This window comes from Glutamicibacter sp. MNS18, assembly GCF_026107515.2.
Taxonomy (GTDB): domain Bacteria; phylum Actinomycetota; class Actinomycetes; order Actinomycetales; family Micrococcaceae; genus Glutamicibacter.
On the sequence record NZ_JAPCHW010000015.1, the window covers coordinates 25,073 to 45,786 of the forward strand.

The 20,714-nt window shown below is 63.6% G+C and carries 16 protein-coding genes, 3 tRNA genes and 1 pseudogene; 12 read left to right on the forward strand and 8 right to left on the reverse strand.

Annotated elements, in window-relative coordinates; translation table 11 throughout:
- Positions 1–35 precede the first annotated feature (35 nt).
- Entirely contained in the window at positions 36–2,132 is a 2,097-nt protein-coding gene (locus OK351_RS15315) for a prolyl oligopeptidase family serine peptidase (protein ID WP_265160722.1), read from the forward strand.
- A 64-nt stretch (positions 2,133–2,196) separates the two neighbouring features.
- Positions 2,197–2,288: transfer RNA gene (locus tag OK351_RS15320), tRNA-Ser, on the forward strand.
- 148 nt (positions 2,289–2,436) lie between these two features.
- Here OK351_RS15320 and OK351_RS15325 read toward each other — a convergent pair.
- The 3 genes from OK351_RS15325 to OK351_RS15335 all read right to left on the reverse strand — a co-directional run bounded on the left by OK351_RS15325 (position 2,437) and on the right by OK351_RS15335 (position 5,902).
- Positions 2,437–2,628 carry a CsbD family protein gene (locus tag OK351_RS15325; protein WP_265160724.1) on the reverse strand — a complete coding sequence of 64 codons (192 nt, stop codon included), beginning with the start codon at positions 2,626–2,628 and terminating at the stop codon, positions 2,437–2,439.
- Between the two features lie 145 nt (positions 2,629–2,773).
- Entirely contained in the window at positions 2,774–3,751 is a 978-nt protein-coding gene (locus OK351_RS15330) for a hypothetical protein (RefSeq protein ID WP_265160728.1), read from the reverse strand.
- A gap of 30 nt (positions 3,752–3,781) precedes the next feature.
- Complete coding sequence (locus OK351_RS15335) at positions 3,782–5,902, reverse strand: RecQ family ATP-dependent DNA helicase (RefSeq protein ID WP_265160730.1); 2,121 nt, start codon at positions 5,900–5,902, stop codon at positions 3,782–3,784.
- Positions 5,903–6,050: 148 nt separating this feature from the next.
- Between OK351_RS15335 and OK351_RS15340 the strand changes: the two genes are divergently transcribed.
- The 4 genes from OK351_RS15340 to OK351_RS15355 all read left to right on the forward strand — a co-directional run bounded on the left by OK351_RS15340 (position 6,051) and on the right by OK351_RS15355 (position 9,718).
- Positions 6,051–7,475, forward strand: coding sequence for a phosphomannomutase/phosphoglucomutase (locus OK351_RS15340; RefSeq protein ID WP_265160732.1), 1,425 nt, complete (start codon positions 6,051–6,053; stop codon positions 7,473–7,475).
- A gap of 10 nt (positions 7,476–7,485) precedes the next feature.
- A complete protein-coding gene (locus OK351_RS15345; RefSeq protein ID WP_265160734.1) occupies positions 7,486–7,959 on the forward strand; it encodes a hypothetical protein in 474 nt (157 codons plus the stop codon).
- 16 nt (positions 7,960–7,975) lie between these two features.
- Positions 7,976–8,428 carry an RrF2 family transcriptional regulator gene (locus OK351_RS15350; protein ID WP_265160736.1) on the forward strand — a complete coding sequence of 151 codons (453 nt, stop codon included), beginning with the start codon at positions 7,976–7,978 and terminating at the stop codon, positions 8,426–8,428.
- A gap of 111 nt (positions 8,429–8,539) precedes the next feature.
- On the forward strand, positions 8,540–9,718 hold the full coding sequence (locus tag OK351_RS15355; RefSeq protein ID WP_265160739.1) for a globin domain-containing protein: 1,179 nt from the start codon (positions 8,540–8,542) through the stop codon (positions 9,716–9,718).
- Between the two features lie 584 nt (positions 9,719–10,302).
- On the opposite strand, the gene OK351_RS15360 is transcribed toward OK351_RS15355, so the two are convergent.
- A complete protein-coding gene (locus OK351_RS15360; protein ID WP_265160741.1) occupies positions 10,303–11,271 on the reverse strand; it encodes an alpha/beta fold hydrolase in 969 nt (322 codons plus the stop codon).
- On the reverse strand, positions 11,268–11,795 hold the full coding sequence (locus OK351_RS15365; protein ID WP_265160742.1) for a PadR family transcriptional regulator: 528 nt from the start codon (positions 11,793–11,795) through the stop codon (positions 11,268–11,270). Before OK351_RS15365 ends, OK351_RS15360 begins: the two co-directional genes overlap by 4 nt.
- A gap of 141 nt (positions 11,796–11,936) precedes the next feature.
- On the opposite strand from OK351_RS15365, the gene OK351_RS15370 reads away from it, so the two are divergent.
- Positions 11,937–12,866: an EamA family transporter gene (locus OK351_RS15370; RefSeq protein ID WP_265160745.1), complete on the forward strand. Its 930-nt coding sequence runs from the start codon at positions 11,937–11,939 to the stop codon at positions 12,864–12,866.
- 53 nt (positions 12,867–12,919) lie between these two features.
- The gene (locus OK351_RS15375) at positions 12,920–14,122 is read left to right on the forward strand and encodes a multidrug effflux MFS transporter (protein WP_265160747.1); all 1,203 of its coding nucleotides are present in this window, start codon (positions 12,920–12,922) and stop codon (positions 14,120–14,122) included.
- A gap of 35 nt (positions 14,123–14,157) precedes the next feature.
- Here OK351_RS15375 and OK351_RS15380 read toward each other — a convergent pair whose 3' ends face one another.
- Both OK351_RS15380 and OK351_RS15385 read right to left on the reverse strand, forming a co-directional pair.
- Entirely contained in the window at positions 14,158–14,544 is a 387-nt protein-coding gene (locus OK351_RS15380; protein WP_265160751.1) for an SHOCT domain-containing protein, read from the reverse strand.
- A 292-nt stretch (positions 14,545–14,836) separates the two neighbouring features.
- The gene (locus OK351_RS15385; protein ID WP_265160754.1) at positions 14,837–16,669 is read right to left on the reverse strand and encodes a phosphoenolpyruvate carboxykinase (GTP); all 1,833 of its coding nucleotides are present in this window, start codon (positions 16,667–16,669) and stop codon (positions 14,837–14,839) included.
- Between the two features lie 313 nt (positions 16,670–16,982).
- Here OK351_RS15385 and OK351_RS15390 point away from each other — a divergent pair.
- The 4 genes from OK351_RS15390 (at position 16,983) to ald (ending at position 19,582) form a co-directional block, all read left to right on the forward strand.
- Positions 16,983–17,056 (forward strand) — tRNA-Arg (locus OK351_RS15390).
- A gap of 188 nt (positions 17,057–17,244) precedes the next feature.
- Positions 17,245–17,937: a hypothetical protein gene (locus OK351_RS15395; RefSeq protein ID WP_265160756.1), complete on the forward strand. Its 693-nt coding sequence runs from the start codon at positions 17,245–17,247 to the stop codon at positions 17,935–17,937.
- A 253-nt stretch (positions 17,938–18,190) separates the two neighbouring features.
- A tRNA-Arg gene (locus OK351_RS15400) sits at positions 18,191–18,264 on the forward strand.
- A 199-nt stretch (positions 18,265–18,463) separates the two neighbouring features.
- A complete protein-coding gene (gene ald, locus OK351_RS15405; RefSeq protein WP_265160758.1) occupies positions 18,464–19,582 on the forward strand; it encodes an alanine dehydrogenase in 1,119 nt (372 codons plus the stop codon).
- A 65-nt stretch (positions 19,583–19,647) separates the two neighbouring features.
- Here the strand turns inward: ald and OK351_RS15410 are convergent.
- Positions 19,648–20,662: pseudogene (locus tag OK351_RS15410) on the reverse strand (LacI family DNA-binding transcriptional regulator).
- Positions 20,663–20,714: the final 52 nt, after the last annotated feature.

A 20,714-nucleotide genomic window follows, 5' to 3' on the forward strand; every position in this document is an offset into this window, starting at 1 on the left:
CTAGATTATTCCCGATCCGTCCTAGACTGGGGCACATGGACGTTACTTCGCGCAATCCCCGGTCCCCGAAATCTCCCGAATCCCATGAGTGGCTTGAGGGAATCCATGATCCCCGGGCCTTGGAATGGGTCCGCGAGCAGAACGCCATTACCGAAGGTGAGCTCCATGACCAGGAGCATGCCCGTACTGTGGAGCGGATCAGGCAGGTGCTCGATGCCCAGGACAAGATCCCGATGGTCACCAAACGCGGAGCCCACTACTACAACTTCTGGCGCGACGCACAGCACCGGTTGGGAGTGTGGCGACGCACCGACTGGGATTCGTACCGCAGCGAGCAACCGCAGTGGCAGGTGCTCATCGATTTCGACCGGTACGCCGAGCAGGAAGGGGCCGACTGGCATTTTGCCGGTGCGCAGCTGCTGCGGCCGGCCCCCGGAGACGAATACCGGCGTGCCCTGATCAGGTTGAGCCCCGACGGCGGCGACCAGGTCAGGGTGCGCGAATTCGACCTGGAAACCCTCGGCTTCGTTCCCGACGGATTCGATCTTCCGGTGGCCAAGACCTCGGTGTCCTGGGTAGACCGGGACACCCTGCTGGTTGCTAGTGCCACCAACGAGCTGGACACCACACGTTCCACCTACGCCCGGCTCACCCGGCGCCTGCAACGCGGGCAGCGGCTGGACCAGGCCGAGGTGGTTTTCGAGGTCGAGGCGGACCATGTGGGCGGGTGGGCGCACTTTGACTCCACGCCCGGATTCGAACGGATCATCACCACCGATGCCATTGACTTCTACAACACCCGCACCGGGGTGATCACCGATGGGGTACACCGGGTCATCGATGTGCCCACCGATGTGCGGGTCCATCTGCACCGTGAGTGGGTCCTCTTCGCACCACAGACCGATTGGGACCGCCAGGAGCTGAGCATTCCGGCCGGGGCGCTGGCCATCGCGCAGCTGGACCAGTTCCTTGCCGAGGGCACGATCAAGCAGTTGGTCTTCACCCCGGATTCGCGGACCTCGTTGGAGTCCTTCAGTTTCACCGCCCGGCACCTGCTGCTCACGGTGCTCAAGGATGTGGTCAGCCAGGTTGAGGTAGTGGAACTCGCTCCCGGCTTCCCGGGCGTCCCGCTACCGGTGGCCGATGAGTTGCTGACCGTCTCGGTGGGCGCGGTAGATGACGAGGACCCCGAAGCAGGTGAGGACTACTGGATGACGATCACCGGGTTCACCCGACCCACCACGCTGCTACGCGGCACCGTGGGTGGCAGCGTCGAGATCATCAAGTCCTCGCCGGACCGTTTCGATGCCACGGGCTTGGAGGTGACCCAGCATTTCGCGGTTTCCAAGGACGGCACCCGGGTTCCCTATTTCCAGGTCGCGGATGGGCAATTGCCCCTTGACGGCAAGAACCCGGTGCTGATGGATGGTTACGGGGGCTTCCAGGTGAGCCTGACCCCGGGGTACTCCCCGGCCTTGGGAACCGCCTGGCTCTGCCGCCGGACCGACGATGGACGCCGTGCCGTGTACGTGCTGGCCAATATCCGCGGTGGTGGCGAATACGGACCGTCTTGGCATCGTGCGGCGCTCAGGGAACATCGTCACCGTGCCTACGAGGACTTCGCGGCCATCGCCGAGGACCTGGTGGCACGCCGGGTGACCAGCCGCGAGCATCTGGCGGCCACCGGACGCTCGAATGGAGGCCTGCTGATGGGAAACATGATCACCGGCTACCCGCACCTTTTCGGAGCGATCTCCTGCGGCGTGCCGTTGCTGGATATGCAACGCTACACCCGCCTGTCGGCCGGGCATTCCTGGATCGCCGAGTACGGTGATCCGGACGTCCCCGAGGAATGGGAGTTCGTCCGGACCTTCTCCCCCTTGCACCGGCTGGATGACGAGAGCCATGAGCCCGGTGAGTATCCGGCATCGCTGATCTGGACGACCACCACCGATGACCGGGTGGGGCCGGTCCAGGCTCGCAAGATGGCGGCCAGGATGCTGGCCAAGGGCATCGACTCCACCCGGTACCACGAGCCGCAGGACGGCGGCCATGCCGGGTCCACCGATAACCTGTCCACCGCGAGGATGCTGGCCACCAGCTACGAATTCTTGTGGCGTGCCATACAGTAGGTCGCGCTCGTTTTGTTTCCGGACGGCAATTTGGATAAGCTATATTTTGCTGGAAACAGCGGATGGACACGTGCCAGAGCGGCCGAATGGACTTCACTGCTAATGAAGGGTCGGGGTTAAACTCGACCGGGGGTTCAAATCCCCCCGTGTCCGCCAAAACCCCCTAGGAAACTAGGGGGTTTTCATTTTTCCAACCAGAGGTCCGGGAACACCGGCTCCGGAGGTTCCGAGGGATCGGGGCAATCACCCCCAACGACCGGAGCCAGGACCAAATGGTCCTGGCTCCGGTTCGCAATGTCGTGTTCTACTTCAGGTCATCCTTGAGGTCGCGGGCTGCGTCCTTGACTTCTTCACCGGCCTTCTTGGCCTTGGCAGCAGCCTGGTCCTTGAGCCCTTCGGCCTCCAGCTTCTGGTTATCGGTGAGGTCCCCGACCTTCTCCTTGGCTTTGCCCGAGAGGTCCTGGGCCTGATTCTTGATCTTGTCGCCGAGTCCCATACGGTCACCTTTCCATAGCGGTCACGCGAATCGCTTCACGCGGCACATCGTTGATGCGCTGTTGGTTTTGACACTAACCACCGCAGTAGGCGATCACAACCACACGATGGGTTCTCACATGGGTTTCCAAGGTATCGTCCAGCGCCTATTCCTCGCGCTTGACGAAGGAGCGCAGCATGTTCTGCACGATATCCTCGGGCAACGAGGTGTGCTTGACGATGATCGAACTCATGGTTTCCAGGTCGGTCTTGGCGATGGCTTCGAAGAGCTCCTCACGTTCGGCCTCAGGCAAGTCCGCCGCATCGAAGTACACCGGGCCGTCCGGGCCCTGGCCCTCGAACTTGAAGTCCGCGACATTCCCGCTCCCCTCGCCACCGGCCATCGGTGAGGTGGCGATCATCCGTTCCAGGTCCTCCACCGGCAGCTTGGTGTGCTGGTGCAGCACCTTCGCCGCGCCGGCGGTATCACCGTCACGCAACATGGAGAACAACTGGTCGTATTCGTTCGGGGGCAGCTTCTCACTGGAAAACTCGTGCTGTTCACCCTCGAACTCGTACGCCAGCTTGAAATGCGTGGCACTGGGCTGCTTGTCCGAACCGAACTTGTCATGCCATTCGGTAGGGACCACCCAGGAGTCCTCGGAAGGCAGCAGCGACTGGATCTGCCCGGTATGCATCGCAGGCTCATCCTGGTCATCGGCGGATGTGGTGTCCTCGGCCACCGGTGGTTCGGCCTCTTCCCCGCTTTTCTCGATCTCCGGTTCGGCGACCTGGGAATCAAGTTTTTCCTGCAGTGCGTCGAAGTCCGGCGCTTCCACGGGTTCGGACGGGGCACCGGTCTGCGGGTAGGCATCCAGGCTGCGCACGGCAATCACGCATTCCTTGACGCTGGCACCGGTCAATGCACGGTAGTTCTGCACCGCACCCATGACATCCCCCTTGGCCAGATTGCGGTAGATCGCCTTACGTGACTCCTCATCCAGTTTCGCCGCGGCCTCCTGGGCGGCCTCACGGCTGATCGCCTGGGAAATCTGCGTCATATTGCGCTTGCGCACGGACTGGAGCCAGAAGAATCCTGCGACGAGGGCGAGGGTGATGACGACGAGCCAGATGAGGAATTCCATACCTCCAGCGTACTTCCTTTCCCTTCCGGTTCAGCCGGCTATGCCCAAAGTGAAAGGCAGGACACCCGGCGCACCGGCAAAGCGCAATGCCCGCCCGGCCATGGTCAGGGACCAACGGGAATCGCACACGTCATCCACCAGCAGCACCGGCCCCGGGGCTTTGCCCAGCAGTTCCTCCATCTCGGCGGGGATATCGAAGGCATCAGCGACCGCCGCCACGCGAAACGCGGAGTTGCCGCCTGCCCCACCGGAGGGTGGGGCGCTTCGGTAGCCAAGCTGGCCCAGGTAGCGCAGCTTGCCGACTTCCGCCAGCCGCCAGGCCAGCGAGCCGACCAGCTGGGGCCGGGCCCGCGATGGCATGGCCACCACCCCGACAGGGCGGGTGGGCCAGTCCCATTCGGACAACACCTTCACGCAGGCTCCCAGCATCGCCTCGTCCACGGGCGCATCACCGGGTTCGGCGAACAGCTGGCGTAGCCTGTTGCCCCATCCCAGATCGGTCAGCCGGGCCAGGGCCCGGCCCTCGGAGACCTGCTCATCGGCCGGGATCTTCCCCTTCAGCGAGTGCCCCAACCGATCCATGCCGCTGGGATAGGCCTTGCGCGGCTCGATCGGCACTCCCACCCGGCCCAGGGCCGCCTGTGCCGAGTCCTTGGCCTGCTCGGGGATGTGGTCGTCGTACCAGGGCCCGGCGCACCGGTCGCAGCGGCCACATGGTGCGGCCTGCGGATCGTCCAAGGTGCGGGTGAGGAACTCCATCCGGCATCCGGAGGTGTTCTCGTAGTCCTTCATCAGGTTCTGCTCATGGACCCGGTTGTGCGCCACCCTGCGGTAACGCTGTGCATCGTAGACCCAGGGCATGTCGGTGCGCATCCAGCCGCCGGCCACCCGTTCCACCGCCCCGTCAACCGCCAGCACCTTCAGCAGCAGCTCCAGCGGGGTGCGGCGCAGGTTCACGGCACTTTCCAGGGCGGGAACGCTCATCGCCCCGTCGGCCCGGCCCAGTGTTTCCAGGACCTGGGCGGCACGCTGCTCATCGGGCATCGAACTGGTGGCGAAGTACTCCCAGATCTCCGCATCCTCCGGCCCGGGCAGCAGCAGCACATCGGCGTTGATGCTGCCACGTCCGGCACGACCAACCTGCTGGTAGTAGGCCACCGGAGAGCTGGGGGCACCGACATGGATCACGAATCCCAGGTCGGGCTTGTCGAACCCCATCCCCAGCGCACTGGTCGCCACCAGCGCCTTGACCTGGTTGGCTTTCAGGGCCGCCTCGAGCCGCTCACGCTGTTCCAGGTCGGTCCGTCCGGTATAGGCGGCCACCTCATGCCCGGCTTCGCGCAGCATCCTGGCAATGTCCTCGGCCGCCGACACGGTCAGTGTGTAGATGATCCCGGACCCGTGGAAGTCCTCGATGTGGCTGAGCAGCCAAGCCAGGCGCATACGCGGGGAAGCCAGTTTCAGCACACCCAGTCGCAATGAGTCGCGGCCCAGCGACCCGCGCAAGGTGAAGACCTCCTGGCCGCCAACAGCCAACTGCTCGGCGACGTCTTCGACCACCCGCGAATTGGCTGTTGCGGTGGTGGCCAGCACGGGCAGCCCCTGCGGCAGCCGGGAAATGAGGTCCCGGATCCGGCGGTAGTCCGGCCTGAAGTCGTGGCCCCAGTCGGAAATGCAGTGTGCCTCGTCGATCACCAGCAACCCCATGCGCTGGATCAGTACCGGTAACTGGTGCTCGCGGAATCCGGGGTTGTTCAGCCGTTCCGGGGACACCAACAACACGTCCAGTTCATCGCGCTGCAATTTCTCCAGCACCTCACGCCATTCCAGGACATTGGCCGAGTTGATCGCCGCGGCGCGCACCCCGGCCCGTTCAGCGGCGGCCACCTGGTCGCGCATCAGGGCCAACAGCGGGGACACGATCAGCGTCGGTCCGCGCCCCATGGCCCGTAACAGCAGCGAGGAGATGAAGTAGACCGCGGATTTGCCCCAGCCGGTACGTTGTACCACCAGGGCGCGGCGCTGGTGGGCCACCAGGGCCGAGATCGCCTCGTACTGCCCGGGATGGAATTCCGCATCGGGATGCTGGACCAGTGCCCGCAGCTTCTGCAGCGCAAGGGCTTTCAGTTCGGTGTCCTGTAGATCGACCATGCACCCAGTATTCCAGCTGATGGCGACATTTCCCGGGGGCACCCATGGGCCGTGGCCCTGCGAGGCACGGGAAATTGTAAGCGAACTCCTACCTCGACGGTCCCGGTTCGCCCGGAATTCCGGTGCGGCTGCCGGTAGTCTGAAGTGCGTGAGTGAAGAAATCGACTTGAATCAGTGCTTCAAGGCCTATGACGTACGTGGCGTGGTGGGCCGGACCATCAACGCCGAAGCGGTGGAGGCCATCGGTGCCGCCTTCGTTGATGTGCTGGACCTGTCCGGAACCGAAGTGCTGGTGGGCGGGGATATGCGCCCGTCCAGCCCCGAATTCTGCGCCGCCTTTGCCCGCGGCGCCACCTACCGGGGCGCCGATGTGCGGATGCTGGGGCAGGTCTCCACCGACGAACTGTATTTCGCCTCGGGTAAGTACCGCAGCGCCGGGGTGGTCTTCACCGCCAGCCACAATCCCGCCGAATACAACGGCATGAAGATGTCCAAGGCGGGCGCGGTGCCGATTTCCTCGGAAACCGGTCTTTTCGCCATCCGTGATCTGGCCCAGCAGTATCTCGACGAGGGTTTGCCCGTGTCCGGGGATACCCCGCAGGGGTCGATCAGCGATTTGGACGTGCTGGCCCAGTATGCGGCCTACCTGCGCTCGCTGGTGGATCTCAGTTCCATCCGGCCGTTGAAGATCGTGGTCGATGCCGGAAACGGCATGGCCGGGCTGACCACTCCGGCGGTGCTTGGTGATTCGGTATTGGCGAAGCTGCCGCTGGAGATCGTCGAGCTGTACTTCGAGCTGGATGGCACCTTTCCGAACCATCCGGCCAACCCGCTGGAACCGGAGAACCTCAAGGACCTGCAGGCCGCGGTCCTGGAACACGGTGCGGACCTGGGGTTGGCCTTCGACGGGGACGCGGACCGCTGCTTTGTCATCGACGAGCTGGGGCAGCCGCTCTCCCCTTCGGCCATCACCGCACTGGTGGCGGTACGGGAAATCGCCCGTGTACGCCAGGCCGGTGAAACCGACCCGGTGATCATCCACAACCTGATCACCTCCAAGGCTGTCCCGGAGTTCGTCACCCAAGCCGGGGGTACCCCGGTGATGACCCGGGTGGGGCACTCCTTCATCAAGGCCGAAATGGCCAGCCAGGGTGCGGTCTTCGGCGGGGAGCACTCGGCGCACTACTACTTCCGTGATTTCTACAACGCGGATACCGGGATGCTGGCGGCCATGCACGTGCTGGCCGCGCTGGGCACCCAACCGTTGCCGCTCTCCGAATTCGGTGAGGAGTACGAACCGTATACCGCGACCGGTGAAATCAACTCCGAGGTCCAGGACAAGGATGCCGCCATTGCCCGCGTGGTGGCCCACTTCGCCGATCAGCCGGTCAGCGTCACCGAACTTGATGGCACCACCGTAAGCGCGCAGGATGGAAGCTGGTGGTTCAACCTGCGTCCTTCGAATACCGAACCGTTCCTGCGGTTCAATGGTGAGGGAAGGCAGGCAACGGTGATCGCGCCGATCCGCGATACCGTGCTGGACCTCGTACGACAGAACACCCACACGAAGTAGAGGACGAACCATGAACTACGACGACATCGATGACTCGGTCAAGGATGGATTGAACAAGGTCCTGGGCACCGCGCTGGGTGTGGCCCGCGAGCAACTCGAGGAACAGGGAGTCTTCCTGCCTTTCGCCATTGGGCTGGAGCCGAGCACCGGGGAAACCGAGCCGGAGTTGCGCCTGTTGGCCGTCCCGCCGACCGATGACCCCGAGGATCCAGAAGCCGATATCGATACCGAGGCCATGGCCGCGGATCTGGTGCAGGTGCTGAACCAGGAGGGTGCGAACTTCGTTGCGGTGGCCATCGCCTCCGATGTCCTGCTGACCGAGGACAACCAGGATGCGATCCATGTGGTCGCCGAGCACAAGGCCGGGGCGGCATTGGCCATTGTGCAGGCCTACCAGATGCCATCCGAGCCGGGCGGGCCGTGGAAGTTCGCCGAACCGGCCGCCGAAGCGGCGGACTTGTCCCTGTTCAGCCAGGACGCCTAGGGCCGAGCGGGAAACCATGCGACTGAGCGCCTACACCGACGTGTGCCTGCGTACCCTGATGGTACTGGGCGCACGTGGTGGGCAGCGCTTGACCAGCCGGGAAATCTCCGAGCTGATCGATATCCCGTACAACCATGTGACCAAGGCCGTGCTGGAACTGGGCAACCTGGGTGCGCTGGATGTGACCCGCGGGCGGTATGGTGGAGCCAGTATCACGGAGGCCGGACTGCGCATGAGCCTGGGCGAACTGTTACGCACCCTTGACTGGCGTGAAGATGTGGTCGATTGCACCACACACGATGCCCTTCGTGATTGTCCGCTTTCCGGCGGATGCCGGCTGCGCTCGGCGTTACGCCAAGCCAGAGATGCTTTCTACAACTCACTGGATTCCCTGACGGTGGCCGAAGTGGTGGAGAATTCCTCCAGCCTGACCCGCTTGCCCTTCCCGCAAATTCGCCCGGCAGGCTGATTCTTCCGAACGGGCCCACTGCCGATTTGCAATTACCTTCTACGGAGCGTAGAACTTAAGATGTAAATCTTGCATATCAAATGCAAGATAGCTTCTCACTAAGGAGACCCGATGCTTTCCACACAGTCCCGCCCAGTCATCGAAGCCACGCTGCCGATCATCGCCGAGCGCATCTCCAGCATTACCCCGGACTTCTACCAGCGCATGTTCGCCGCCCACCCGGAACTGCTGGACGGCATCTTCTCGCGTTCGAACCAGAAGAACGGCCAGCAGCAGCAGGCACTGGCCGGTTCCATCGCGGTCTTCGCTTCCCATCTGCTGAACCACCCCGAAACGCTGCCCGAAACCCTGTTGGCCCGCATTGCCCACAAGCATGCCTCGCTGGGGGTAGTCGAGGAACAGTACCCGATCGTCTACGAACACCTGTTTGCCGCCATTGCCGCGAATCTCGGCGATGCACTGACCGAGGAGATCGCCAACGCCTGGTCCGAGGTGTACTGGCTCATGGCCCACGCCCTGATCAAGATCGAAAAGGGCCTGTACGCCCAGCAAGCGAACAAGAACATCTACAGCCCATGGAAGCTGGTGTCCCGGCAGGAGACCGCCACCAACTCGGTCACCTTCGTCTTCGAACCGGCCGATGACACCCCGGTCACCGAAGCCCAGCCGGGCCAGTTCGTCTCGCTGCGCATGCCAATGGCCGACGGCGTCCGCCAGGTACGCCAGTACACCCTTTCGGGCAATGTCTCGGACAGCTCGCAGCGCACCATCACCGTCAAGCTGGATGCCAAGGGCGAATTCACCCCGATCCTGCACGGCAGCCTGGAAGTCGGCGACACCCTGGAAATCTCCAACCCCTACGGCGACCTGGTCATCGACGAATCCGGCGCACCGCTGGTCATCGCCACCGCGGGTATCGGCTGCACCCCAAGTGCCGCAGCCCTGGCCACACTGGCCGAAAAGGGGTCCGAACGCACCATCACGGTACTGCACGCCGATCAGGAAGTCTCCTCCTGGGCCCTGCGGGCACAGATGGTCGAATCCGTGGACCGGCTGCCCAACGCCACCCTGACCACCTGGTTCGAGCGCGGCGACCTCCCAGCGGATGTGAAGAGCGCCGAAGGCCTGATGAACCTGGCCCATGCAGACTTCGCCCCGAACTCCCACGTCTACCTGTGCGGACCGCTGCCCTTCATGCACGCGGTACGCGGCCAGGCCCTCGCAGCCGGCATTCCGGCCGAACACATCCACTACGAGGTCTTCGGACCGGATGTGTGGCTGGCGGTCTAGCCCAACCGGCCGCGCCCACTGGGGATCATGGGGGTCCGCCAGCAGCGCACAGGGCATCGGGACGCGTCCGCTTCAGCGGGCGCGTCCCTGTGTTTTCCCGGCACTCGCGCCTGCTATTGGGCGACCGGTACCGGGGCGGGGGAATATGATTCTCCACGCGCCCCAAACCGATCAAGTCGGCCGCCACTCGTGCCCCGGCAGGAGGCTGACACCATGCTGCACCTGGATGAGCCTGGCCGCAGCCATGACCTCCGATCCGCGCATGGACATCCATGTGTTACCTGAACCGGGATACCGGGGATGTGGTGTTCACCAGCGGCTATTGCGATGATGCTCCCCCGGGCACGCAGGACATCGGGGAAGGCAACTACCGGCGCATCGACGGCATCGGCTCACACCACGGCTACCGGCAGCTGCAGCCGGCACTTCCGCCGCTTCCGGGAGGTTCTGGACCGATTCCCGGAGCAGGTCGGGCAGGGCTGGAATTGTGCCAAGGACGCTGCCACCAAAAGCTACGCCACCGATCGGCTGATCGGGCTGGGCCCGGTGCAGGATCCAGAGTCCATCGGGCCCGAATCCGGCGCCTAGGAGGAGACGCTATCCCCTGCGCTACCCTGCGGAGCCGATGCCGCACGGCTTGGCTTCGCCTTGGATTTCTCCTGGGCCGGGTCGATCAGCCGACCATGGACCACCCCATCGACAACCCAACGGCGCACCACGGCATTGAAGAATACCGGGTCCTCGATATTCCACTGGTGATGCATCCCCGGCACCAGCCGTATGACGGCCTGCGGCAACAGCGTTGTCAACGGATCGAAGGAACGCTGGACCACTTTGGGCTCCTTCTCACCGGCCAAGACCAGCACCGGGGCGTTGAAGTGGGTCAGATTCGCGGGCAGTCCGCCCGGATCCAGTTCGTCCCTGATCGCCCGCATGTTCCGGGCATCCAGCTGTAGCCCGTGGGAGGCGAAGAGCTCGCGCTCGTCATCCACCATGCCATGTGCCCCGGCCTGGAAACGCCAGTACCATTCGCTGCCCAGCAGTTTGAGCTGTACCCGGCTCAGGGCGCGGGCCGCCGCCGGGACTCCGGCCACCGGTGTGCCGGTAACCAGCAGTGACTCCACCAGTTCCGGGTGGCGCGCCGCCACGTGCAGGGCAATCACACCGCCGAGGGATATGCCCACCAAATGGACACCACCTTCGGAGACCTCGTCGGCAATCAATGCGGCCACGTCATCAGCCGCCGATTCCAGTCCTGCCCAGGCTTCACCGGAGCGGGCACCGAACGCGGGCAGGTGCAGGGTCAGTAGCCGGAAATCCCCGAAGGCCAGCACCTGGGGATCCCAGGACCAGTTGCCGACATTGCCACCATGCAGGAAGACGATGGTGCGCACCGCAGAGCCGGGAACTGCCCGGCGTACCGGATGCACCTCGGGGTAGTCCCCGGTTTCCCTGGGCACCGGTTTGGTTGATTTGCCCTTGTCCTTGGCCACGGATTGCCGCTGCCCCGGCTGTGGGGTGGCCGTGGGATTTTGATTGGTTTTCCGTTTCATGGCAGGTACTCCATTACCGCGTCGAGCCATTCGAGTTCAGCCACTTGCTGCCGGATCGCATGGTCCAGGGTCGCAGCCATCAGGAAGCTGCGCCGGTCCGCCGCAGCACGCATGTCGATCCCCTCACGCTGGGAGAGGTAGTCGTCCAGGGTCTGCTGTGTCTGGTCGCGCCGGGATTCGAGCAGCTCCTCGATTTGTTCGCGCTGCAGTTCCGCGGCGAAGAAGACCTGGCCCATGAAGGGGTCGCGCTCGGTTCCGCGAGCCACACCGTCACCGAGCCATTGACCCAGTGCAGCACGTCCTTCGGCGGTGATGTGGTGTTCCTGCCGATCCGGGTAATTGCTCTGTGGCACGGTTTGCACTGTGGCATAACCCTTGTCCACCAGCTGGGCCAGCGTGCGGTAAATCTGCGCCTTGTCCGCATTCCAGAAGTGGTTGATGGAGGAATCAAAATGCTTCTTCAGCTCGTAGCCGGTCATCGGCGACAAGCACAGCAGCCCAAGGATCAATCGTGCCAAAACCATATCGCTATACTTTCACATTAGTGGAGATTGCACCCACCTGCACGCCGGTGAATACGAAACTTCACTACCCAGCTCTTGCTGAAGCTTCGGGCTCGGCACCACTGAATTCAACCATCCCCTTTCGCGGAAGGACCAGCCGTCGTGCCAGGAACCTCAACCCCAACTTCTGCCGTGGCGCATCCGGGGTCACGCGCGGCACTGTATGTGCTCATCGGTTCGTTGGGAATCCAGCTTTCCTCCGCGCTCTCGGCCACGATGTTCGACAGCCTCGGTTCCCCGGCGGTCTCCTCGCTGCGGCTGCTGATCGCCGCTGCGGTGCTCCTGGCCGTGCTGCGTCCGTCGTTCACCGGGAAGAGTGCCGGGCAGTGGGCCGCGGTCATCGGCTACGGGGTGGTGATGGCGGTGATGAACCTGTTGCTCTACAAGGCGATCGAATACCTTCCCCTGGGAATCGCCGTGACCCTGGACTTCCTGGGCCCGGCCATGGTGGCCCTGCTCCTTGCCCGGAGGTTGCGCCAGGCGCTCTGGGCGGGATTGGCCCTGGCCGGTGTCATTCTCATTGCCGGACCTGCCGGACATTTCCACGCCGTGGGCTTCGCTTTCGGGATCGGCGCCGGACTGTGTTTCGCCCTCTATACGATCTTTGCCGAGAAGGTCGGCAAGGAACAGCAGGATTCGATCAGCTCACTGGCCTTGTCGGTCGCCGTGGCGGCCCTGGTTTCGTTGCCCTTCGGGGCTCCGCGCTTCCTCGATGTCACCGCACACCAGTGGGGCATGCTCGCCCTCAGCGGGGTGATTGGGGTGGCGGTTCCCTACGCCGTGGACACCCTGGCCGCGCGGCTTACCTCCGCCCGTGTCATCGGCACGCTCTTTGCCATCGACCCGGCCATGGGCACACTCATGGGCTGGGCGGTGCTGGGCCAGTCCCTCGGCGCCTGGGCGTTGCTCGGGATCGTGCTGGTGGCGGTGGCCGGGGCCTGTGTGGCCTGGCTGGATAGCACACCGGCACCGACCGGGCAGCCGCAGTCCGCAACCGGTGATCATTCCGGTGAGCCGAGCATCACCCCGTAATACGTGTGCTGGCATCCAGCCGCCGGTGCCAGGTGAACCCTAGAATGGGGCCTATGCCCACTTCCTCCTCCGCTGCCCGGCTGGGCCCTGCCCTTTTCGCCGTACTGGTGCTCTTGGGCACCACCGGCCCCTTGGCCACGGACATGTACCTGCCTTCCTTCCCCGCCATGCAGCAGGAGTTCGCGTCCACGGCCTCGGCCGTGCAGCTGACATTGACCACCTTCCTGGTGGGCATGGCCTTAGGACAGTTGGTCTGGGGCGCGCTCTCCGACCGCTGGGGACGGACCACTCCCCTGCGCTACGGCACCTTGTTGTTTGTACTCGCGTCCGTAGGCGCCGCGCTGGCTCCCAGCCTGGAACTGCTGACGGTAGCCCGTGGTGTACAGGGTATCGGTGCCGCGGCGGGTCTGGTCATTTCCAAGGCCATCGTGGCCGACGTAACCAGTGGTGCGCAGACGGCCCGCATCTTCTCCATCCTGATGACAATTGGCGGAGTAGCTCCAGCGGTGGCCCCCTTGATGGGTGCCGGGGTAGCCGAATTCGGAGGGTGGCGTGCGGTCTTGTGGGTGCTGGGGTTCGCCGCGACGCTGACGGCCCTGGGCTCATTCTTCGTGGTACGCGAAACGCACCCGGTTCCCGCCCGGAGCACCGGTGCGCTGTTTGCCCCGTTGGGGCAGGTGCTGCGTCAGCGACGTTTCGTAGGCTACATGGTGCTGTTCTCGGCAGCATTCGCCGCAATGATGTCCTATATCGCCGCTTCCCCGTTCCTGTACCAGAACATCATGGGTTTCAGCCCCACCGGATACGCGCTGTGCTTCGGCATCAATTCACTTGGCCTGATCACCTCAGGCATCATCTCCGCACGACTGGCCACCAAGGTGCCCCTGCGCCGCACCATTGCCGTCGCCTTGCTGATCGTTCTCACCGCCAGCCTGGTGATGACCGCATTGGCACTGGCCGGCTTCCAGTCGGTGCTGCTGGCCGTGGTGATCTTCTTCATGGTTGCCCCGATAGGAATGGTCATGGGCAATACCACCGGGTTGGCGCTCAACGAGGTACGCAAGACCTCCGGCAGCGGCTCGGCCGCCCTGGGTTGCTCCCAGTTCCTGGCCGGGGCGCTGGTCAGCCCGCTGGTGGGCTTAGGCGGTGAACAGTCCCCCGTGGCCTTCGCCGTGACAGCCTTGGTGAGTCTGTTACTTGCCGTGGCCGCGTTCGGCTATACCGCCGAGTCCCGGCAGCCTCAAGCCCGCCGCTGAGAGCTCCGGCAACACCCCGGACCCACCGGCACCGGCTAGGCCAGGGCCTTGGCCTTGAGCCGTTCGTATTCCTCGACCGTAATTGTCCCCTCATCCAGCAACGCCTTGGCTTCCTTGATGGATTGTGCCGGGGAGATCTCGGAGACCGACCGGATGTAGGCATCGGTTTCGGTCTTGGCGCGTTCGACCTGAGCCAGCTGGCGTTCGGTCATTCCGGCCCCGCGGGCAATCAGGTACACCAGGACCGTGAGGAAAGGGACGAAAAACAGGAAGACCAGCCACAGGGCCTTGGCCCATCCGTTCAGCGACCTGTCGCGGAACAAGTCCCCGATGACGGTGAACAGCGCCATGAGGTAGGCGATGAAGGCAAAGATCACGAGCGTGGACCAGAACACGCTCCACAGGCTGGAGAAGAAATCCATGGTTTTTCCTTTCACTGACGGATCACGGCACCATCCACCATGGCGGCACTGTCACCGGGAAGCAGAAAGACCTTCTGTCACCCTTCCCGCCGGTTGCCCAGTGCACCACCGCCGACAATGCACGGTTGCGCCCATCATGGGGCCCGACCTGAGGATTTGTCCATTGTTTATTCTGGAAACATGGGGCTGGAAAGGGGTTCGCGCTCCTCGACACTCCCGCCATAAACGAAGATCCCGTCGGGACTGTCCGGAGACAGTCCCGACGGGATCTTCGTGTTCGCAATTTGTGCGATTAGGCGCCCAGGCGTTCCTTCAGCCCTTCCAGCTCGGCGCGCAGCGAGGCCGGCAGCGCGTCACCGAAGTTGGCGTACCATTCCTCGATGCTCTCGACCTCGGTAACCCACTCGTCCTTGTTGACGGCCACCGCGGTCTCAACATCCGCCGGGGTGAACCCTTCCAGACCGGACAGGTCCAGGGACTCACCGGTCGGCACGTTGCCGATGATGGTTTCGGTGGCATCCGCGGTGCCTTCGATACGCTCAATGGCCCACTTCAGCACGCGCGAGTTATCCCCGAATCCTGGCCAGGCGAAGCCACCCTCAGGGGTACGGCGGAACCAGTTGACCAGGAAGATCTTCGGCATTTGCTCGGGGTTGAGCTTCTCGGAGATCTGGTCCCAGTGCTTCAGGTAGTCACCGGCGTTGTAGCCGATGAAAGGCAGCATCGCCATTGGGTCACGACGCACCTGGCCGGTGGCACCGGCTGCGGCCGCTGTGGTTTCCGAGGACAGGGTCGAGCCCATGAAGATGCCGTTGGTCCAGCTACGGGCCTCGGTCACCAACGGGATGGTGGTCTTGCGGCGGCCACCAAAGAGGATCGCGTCGATCTTCACGCCGTTGGGCGAGTAGTAGTCCTCCGAGAGCATGTCGACCTGGTCGATCGGGGTGCAGAAGCGCGAGTTCGGGTGCGCTGCCTTGGTGCCGGACTGCGGGGTCCAGTCGTTGCCCAACCAGTCGGTCAGGTGCGCCGGGGCCTCGTCGGTCATGCCTTCCCACCAGACACCGCCTTCATCGGTGAGCGCGACGTTGGTGAAGATGGTGTTGCCCTTGGTGATTGCGCGCATGGCGTTCGGGTTGGTGGACCAGCCGGTGCCCGGGGCCACGCCGAACAACCCGTATTCCGGGTTCACGCCGCGTAGTTCGCCTTCCTTGCCGATGCGCATCCAGTTGATGTCATCGCCCAGGGTCTCGGCTTTCCAGCCCTCGATGGTCGGATCCAGCAGCGCCAGGTTGGTCTTGCCGCAGGCCGACGGGAAGGCCGCGGCAATATGGTACGACTTGTTCTGCGGGCTGGTCAGCTTAAGGATGAGCATGTGCTCGGCAAGCCAGCCCTCGTCACGGGCCATGGCCGAGGCGATACGCAGCGAGTAGCACTTCTTACCCAGCAGCGCGTTGCCGCCGTAGCCGGAGCCGTAGGACCAGATGGCACGTTCCTCTGGGAAATGCACGATCCACTTGTCTTCATTGCATGGCCAGGCCACGTCCTGTTGTCCCGGCTCCAGCGGAGCGCCTACCGAGTGCAGGGCGGGGACAAAGAAGGCATCCTCGGCTTCCATCTTGCGCAGCACCTCAGTACCGATCTTGGCCATGATGCGCATCGAGGCGACAACGTAGGCGGAGTCGGTGATTTCCACGCCGTAGGCAGGATGTTCCGCGTTCAGCGGCCCCATCACGAAGGGGATGACGTACATGGTTCGACCGCGCATGGCGCCGTCGAACAGCCCGTTCAGGCGCTGCTTCATGACAGCGGGGTCTTCCCAGTTGTTGGTGAAGCCCGCATCCTTCTTCTCCTTGGAGCAGATGAAGGTACGTTCTTCAACGCGGGCCACATCGGCCGGGTCGGAGAAGCCGGCGTAGGAGTTCGGGAAGTTCGGGTCGGTCAGCTTGACCAGGGTCCCTGCCTCAACCAGTTCAGCACACAGGCGGTCGTTCTCCTCCACGGAGCCGGTCACCCAATAGACACGATCAGGCTTGGTCAGCGCGGCAACTTCCTCAACCCACGCGGCCAGCTTGGCGTGCGTGGTGGGTGCTGCATCGAGTACGTTCTGATCGGAGCTTGAGCTCATTATCCATTCCCTCCATTGGGCTGAACTTGCAATAGTTCAAGGCTAGGGGGTCGGGGTTTTGCCACCGTTGTGACGTGAACCGCAGAATTCAGGGAAGCGCACCCCCGATTAGGCAAAAACCCCGTGAATTCGCGGATTCACTTAGTACCAGAATAGCAGTACTGTGACGAAGGTCACGTATACCGGTATACTTTATGACTTCTACACAAAGTAGTTTTTCGCCCCGAAGGACTCCGTTGACGCCGATTTTGACGAACCGGGAATCCTCTGTATAGTTATTCGAGGTTCGCGCGAGCGGACGACAACAGAATATGCGCCCATAGCTCAGCTGGATAGAGCGTCTGTCTACGGAACAGAAGGTCAGGGGTTCGAATCCCTTTGGGCGCACAGAATATGCAAAAAAGCTGCGACACGGTTCTCCGCGTCGCAGCTTTTTGCATGCCCTTGCGCACCAACACCTCCCGGATTCACGGGCCCTTCACATGAGTCTCGTCGACCCGTTGCGGCTCGCCAAGGCCCGTCCTATACTCCGCAATAAGCGCGCTGAGCGCCGTGGTTGCGGAGTTGGAGGAGTCATGCAACGTCTGGATTCAGTGATGCGTTGGCTAGGCGCGGTCGGAATCACCTTCGGCACATTTGGAATCATCATTCTCCCCAGCTTGCTGCACACCGAGAACTTCGAATCCGCAGAGGAACAGTTCAGGGCGTTCGCGGAAGGAAGCCTCAATGGCTACCCACCACTGGTGGTGCAGATTGGTGGCACGGTCTTCCTCATGGCGGCGGCACTGGGGATCGGGGGATTCACGATCGCACGAGGTCGCGGACGGGTGCTCGGCATCACCGGCTTGTTCACCGGGATCATCGCGGGAATCGGGCTGTTTCTGGTTCTGAGCTCCGAACTGGCCTTATTCGCTGTCGTGACTTCTGGAGGGGATACGGCAGCTGCGGTGGACCTGGCTACGGCAGCGGGCAACATGCCAGGGTTCTATGTCCCGTTACTGGTCGGTCTCGCCGGTTTCTACACGACACTGTTCCTTCTCGGCTTCGCCCTGTGGCGCAGCAAGGTGGTGCCGCTTGTTGTTCCGCTGTTGTTCGTCTTGCCCATGCTGAGCGGCCTAATACCCCTTCCCGACACGGCAGCCTCGATTGTCCCGGGCTTGCTCCTGCTCGTACCGTGCCTCTGGATCTCCGTGAAGCTGATCCGCGGGGTCTCCCCCATAGGTGCGCCGGCCACAGCCGGAGTCGTGTCAACAGAAGAGCAGGCATGAGTCCCACTTCATGGTGTCGTCCGGGTACGAGCACGAGGCGCAGGCGCTCCGGTCCGGACTGGGTCGCAGGAGATGGTCCGACCCCTGACGATGGACCGTTCCAGACCAGGCTCGGCAGGAACCATGCGGACGGTGGGCCCCAGGACGGGAGGGCCGCTTGTGAAACGCCACACTTTCCCCGGTTTCGGTTCGCAGTGACCCGGAAGCTTGTGTATAGTTATTCAAGTCGTCACGACGACACACAAGTGAATATGCGCCCATAGCTCAGCTGGATAGAGCGTCTGTCTACGGAACAGAAGGTCAGGGGTTCGAATCCCTTTGGGCGCACAAGCGGAAAACCTGCGATTGGTCCACACCTCTCGCAGGTTTTCCGTGTTTTCCGACCCTTTTCCGGCAAGCCCGTTCCGGTTCCACACCCCACACGGGATTTCCCTGTCATAGAGATGCCCGATTCCCGGTGCGAACGTATCGTTGGTTTACAACACATCCCGATCGAAGGATTGTCCGTTACCAAGGAGCCAGCCCCATGATTATCGCCGTGCCAAAGGAATCCAAGAACAACGAGGACCGGGTGGCCATCACCCCGGCCGGGGTATCCGAATTCGTCGCGCATGGCCACCGGGTGCTCATTGAGACCACCGCGGGGCTGGGTTCGGGAATCACCGATGGGGCCTACACCGCGGCCGGGGCCGAGATCGTGCCGGACGCCGCCACCGTCTTCGCCTCCGGGGAACTGGTGCTCAAGGTCAAGGAACCCATCGCGGCCGAGTACCCGCTACTACGCAAGGACCAGGTGCTGTTCACCTATCTGCATCTTGCCGCCTCCCGGCAGTGCACCGACGCCCTGCTGGCCGCCGGCACCACAGCGATCGCCTACGAGACCGTCACCCGGGGCCGCACCCTGCCGTTGCTGGCCCCGATGAGCGAGGTGGCAGGGCGGCTGGCTGCGCAGATCGGATCGGTCACCCTGCTTCACCCCTCCGGCGGGTCGGGCATCCTGATGGGAGGGGTTCCCGGAACCCGTCCGGCGAAGGTCGTGGTGATCGGCGGCGGCGTGGCCGGGGAAAACGCCGCGGTGGCCAGTGCCGGACTCGGCGCGGACGTGACGGTGATCGACCTGAATCTGGCCCGTCTGAAGGAGATCGACACCACCCACCACGGACGGATCAAGACCCTGGCCTCTTCCAAGCTGGCCATCGCCGACCAGGTCGCCGACGCCGACCTGGTAATCGGCTCGGTGCTGATCCCCGGTGCGGCGGCTCCCAAGCTGGTCACCCTAGAGATGGTCGAGCGGATGCGCCCCGGTTCGGTATTGGTGGATATCGCCATCGACCAGGGCGGCTGTTTCGAGGGTTCGCACCCGACCACGCATGATGACCCGACGTTCACGGTGCACGACGCGCTGTATTACTGTGTGGGCAATATGCCCGGGGCGGTGCCGCAGACAGCCACCGCGGCGCTGACCAACGCCACCCTGCCCTATGCCCTGCGCATCGCCGACAAGGGCTGGGCCCAGGCGCTGCGCGAGGACGAAGGACTGGCCAATGGCCTGAATGCGCACGGCGGCACCCTGACCCTGGGATCGGTGGCCGAGGAGTTCGGTTACGACTGGCGGCCGGTGGCAGAGGTGCTTGCCACCCTGTAACACCGGTGTCGTGAGCGGCTCTCCCCGGGAAAGCCGCTCACGAGGGAAGCGGATCCAACCGGGTCCTAGTGGGACTGGCGCAGGATCAATTCGGTATCCATGATGCTGAAGACCGGGACTTGCTCGCCCTGGATCCGCTTGACCAGCACTTCGGCCATGATCTCCCCCTGGCGTTCGGGATGCTGGGCCACGGTAGTCAACGGCGGCGTGGCATTACGCGCAAACGAGTCGTCATCGATGCTGGTCACCGACACATCCTGCGGCACACGGATCCCCGCGTCCTCCAGCGCCCGCAAGGCACCGAAGGCCATCTGGGCGCTGGCCACGAACAATCCATCCAGCTGCTGTCCGCTGGAGAGCAGCTGCTGCATGGCCTGTTTCCCGCCATCGGGGGTGAAGTCGCCCTCGATCACCGCGACCGGTTCCAGCCCGGCATCCCGGACTGCTTGCCGGAATCCGGTCAAGCGGTCGAGCCCCGCTCCCATATCCTGTGGGCCGGCAATCGAAGCCACCCGGGTCCGACCGCGTTCGATGATCACCCCGGTCGCCTGCCGGGCGGCGGCCACGTTGTCGATGTCCACCGTGTAGATCTCGCTGCGGTCGGTGCTGATGGTGCGTCCGCCGAACACCATGGGCAGGCTTCCGCCCAGATCCGCATAGGAACGATCCGCCGCATGGTGCGAGAGTACCAGCGCACCGTCCACATTCCCACCCTGCAGGTACCTTGCCGTTTTGTCCGGATCTGATTCGGTGGCCAGCAGCAGGGTGAGCATGAATTCGGTGTCCGCAAGGTAGCGTGCCGCCCCCCTGGACCACGGTCGCGAAATAGGGGTCGGCGAAGAACTTCGCGGTGTTCTCCGGCACCACCAACGCGATCGAGTTGGTGCGCCCCTGGGCCAGCGAGCGCGCCGCCCGGTTGGGCACATAGTTCAGCTCCTTGATTGCCGCCTCCACGGCGGCAACCACCGACGGCTTGACCTTGTTGGATCCGTTGACCACGCGCGAGACGGTGGCCCGGGAGACCCCTGCCCGCGCCGCGACCAGTTCCAGGGTCGGTTGCTGATTTCGTGATTCGGTCATTCCTGCTTCTTCATTCCAAGGCTGGACGGTGGTTGTTTCGGACCCTGGCGGT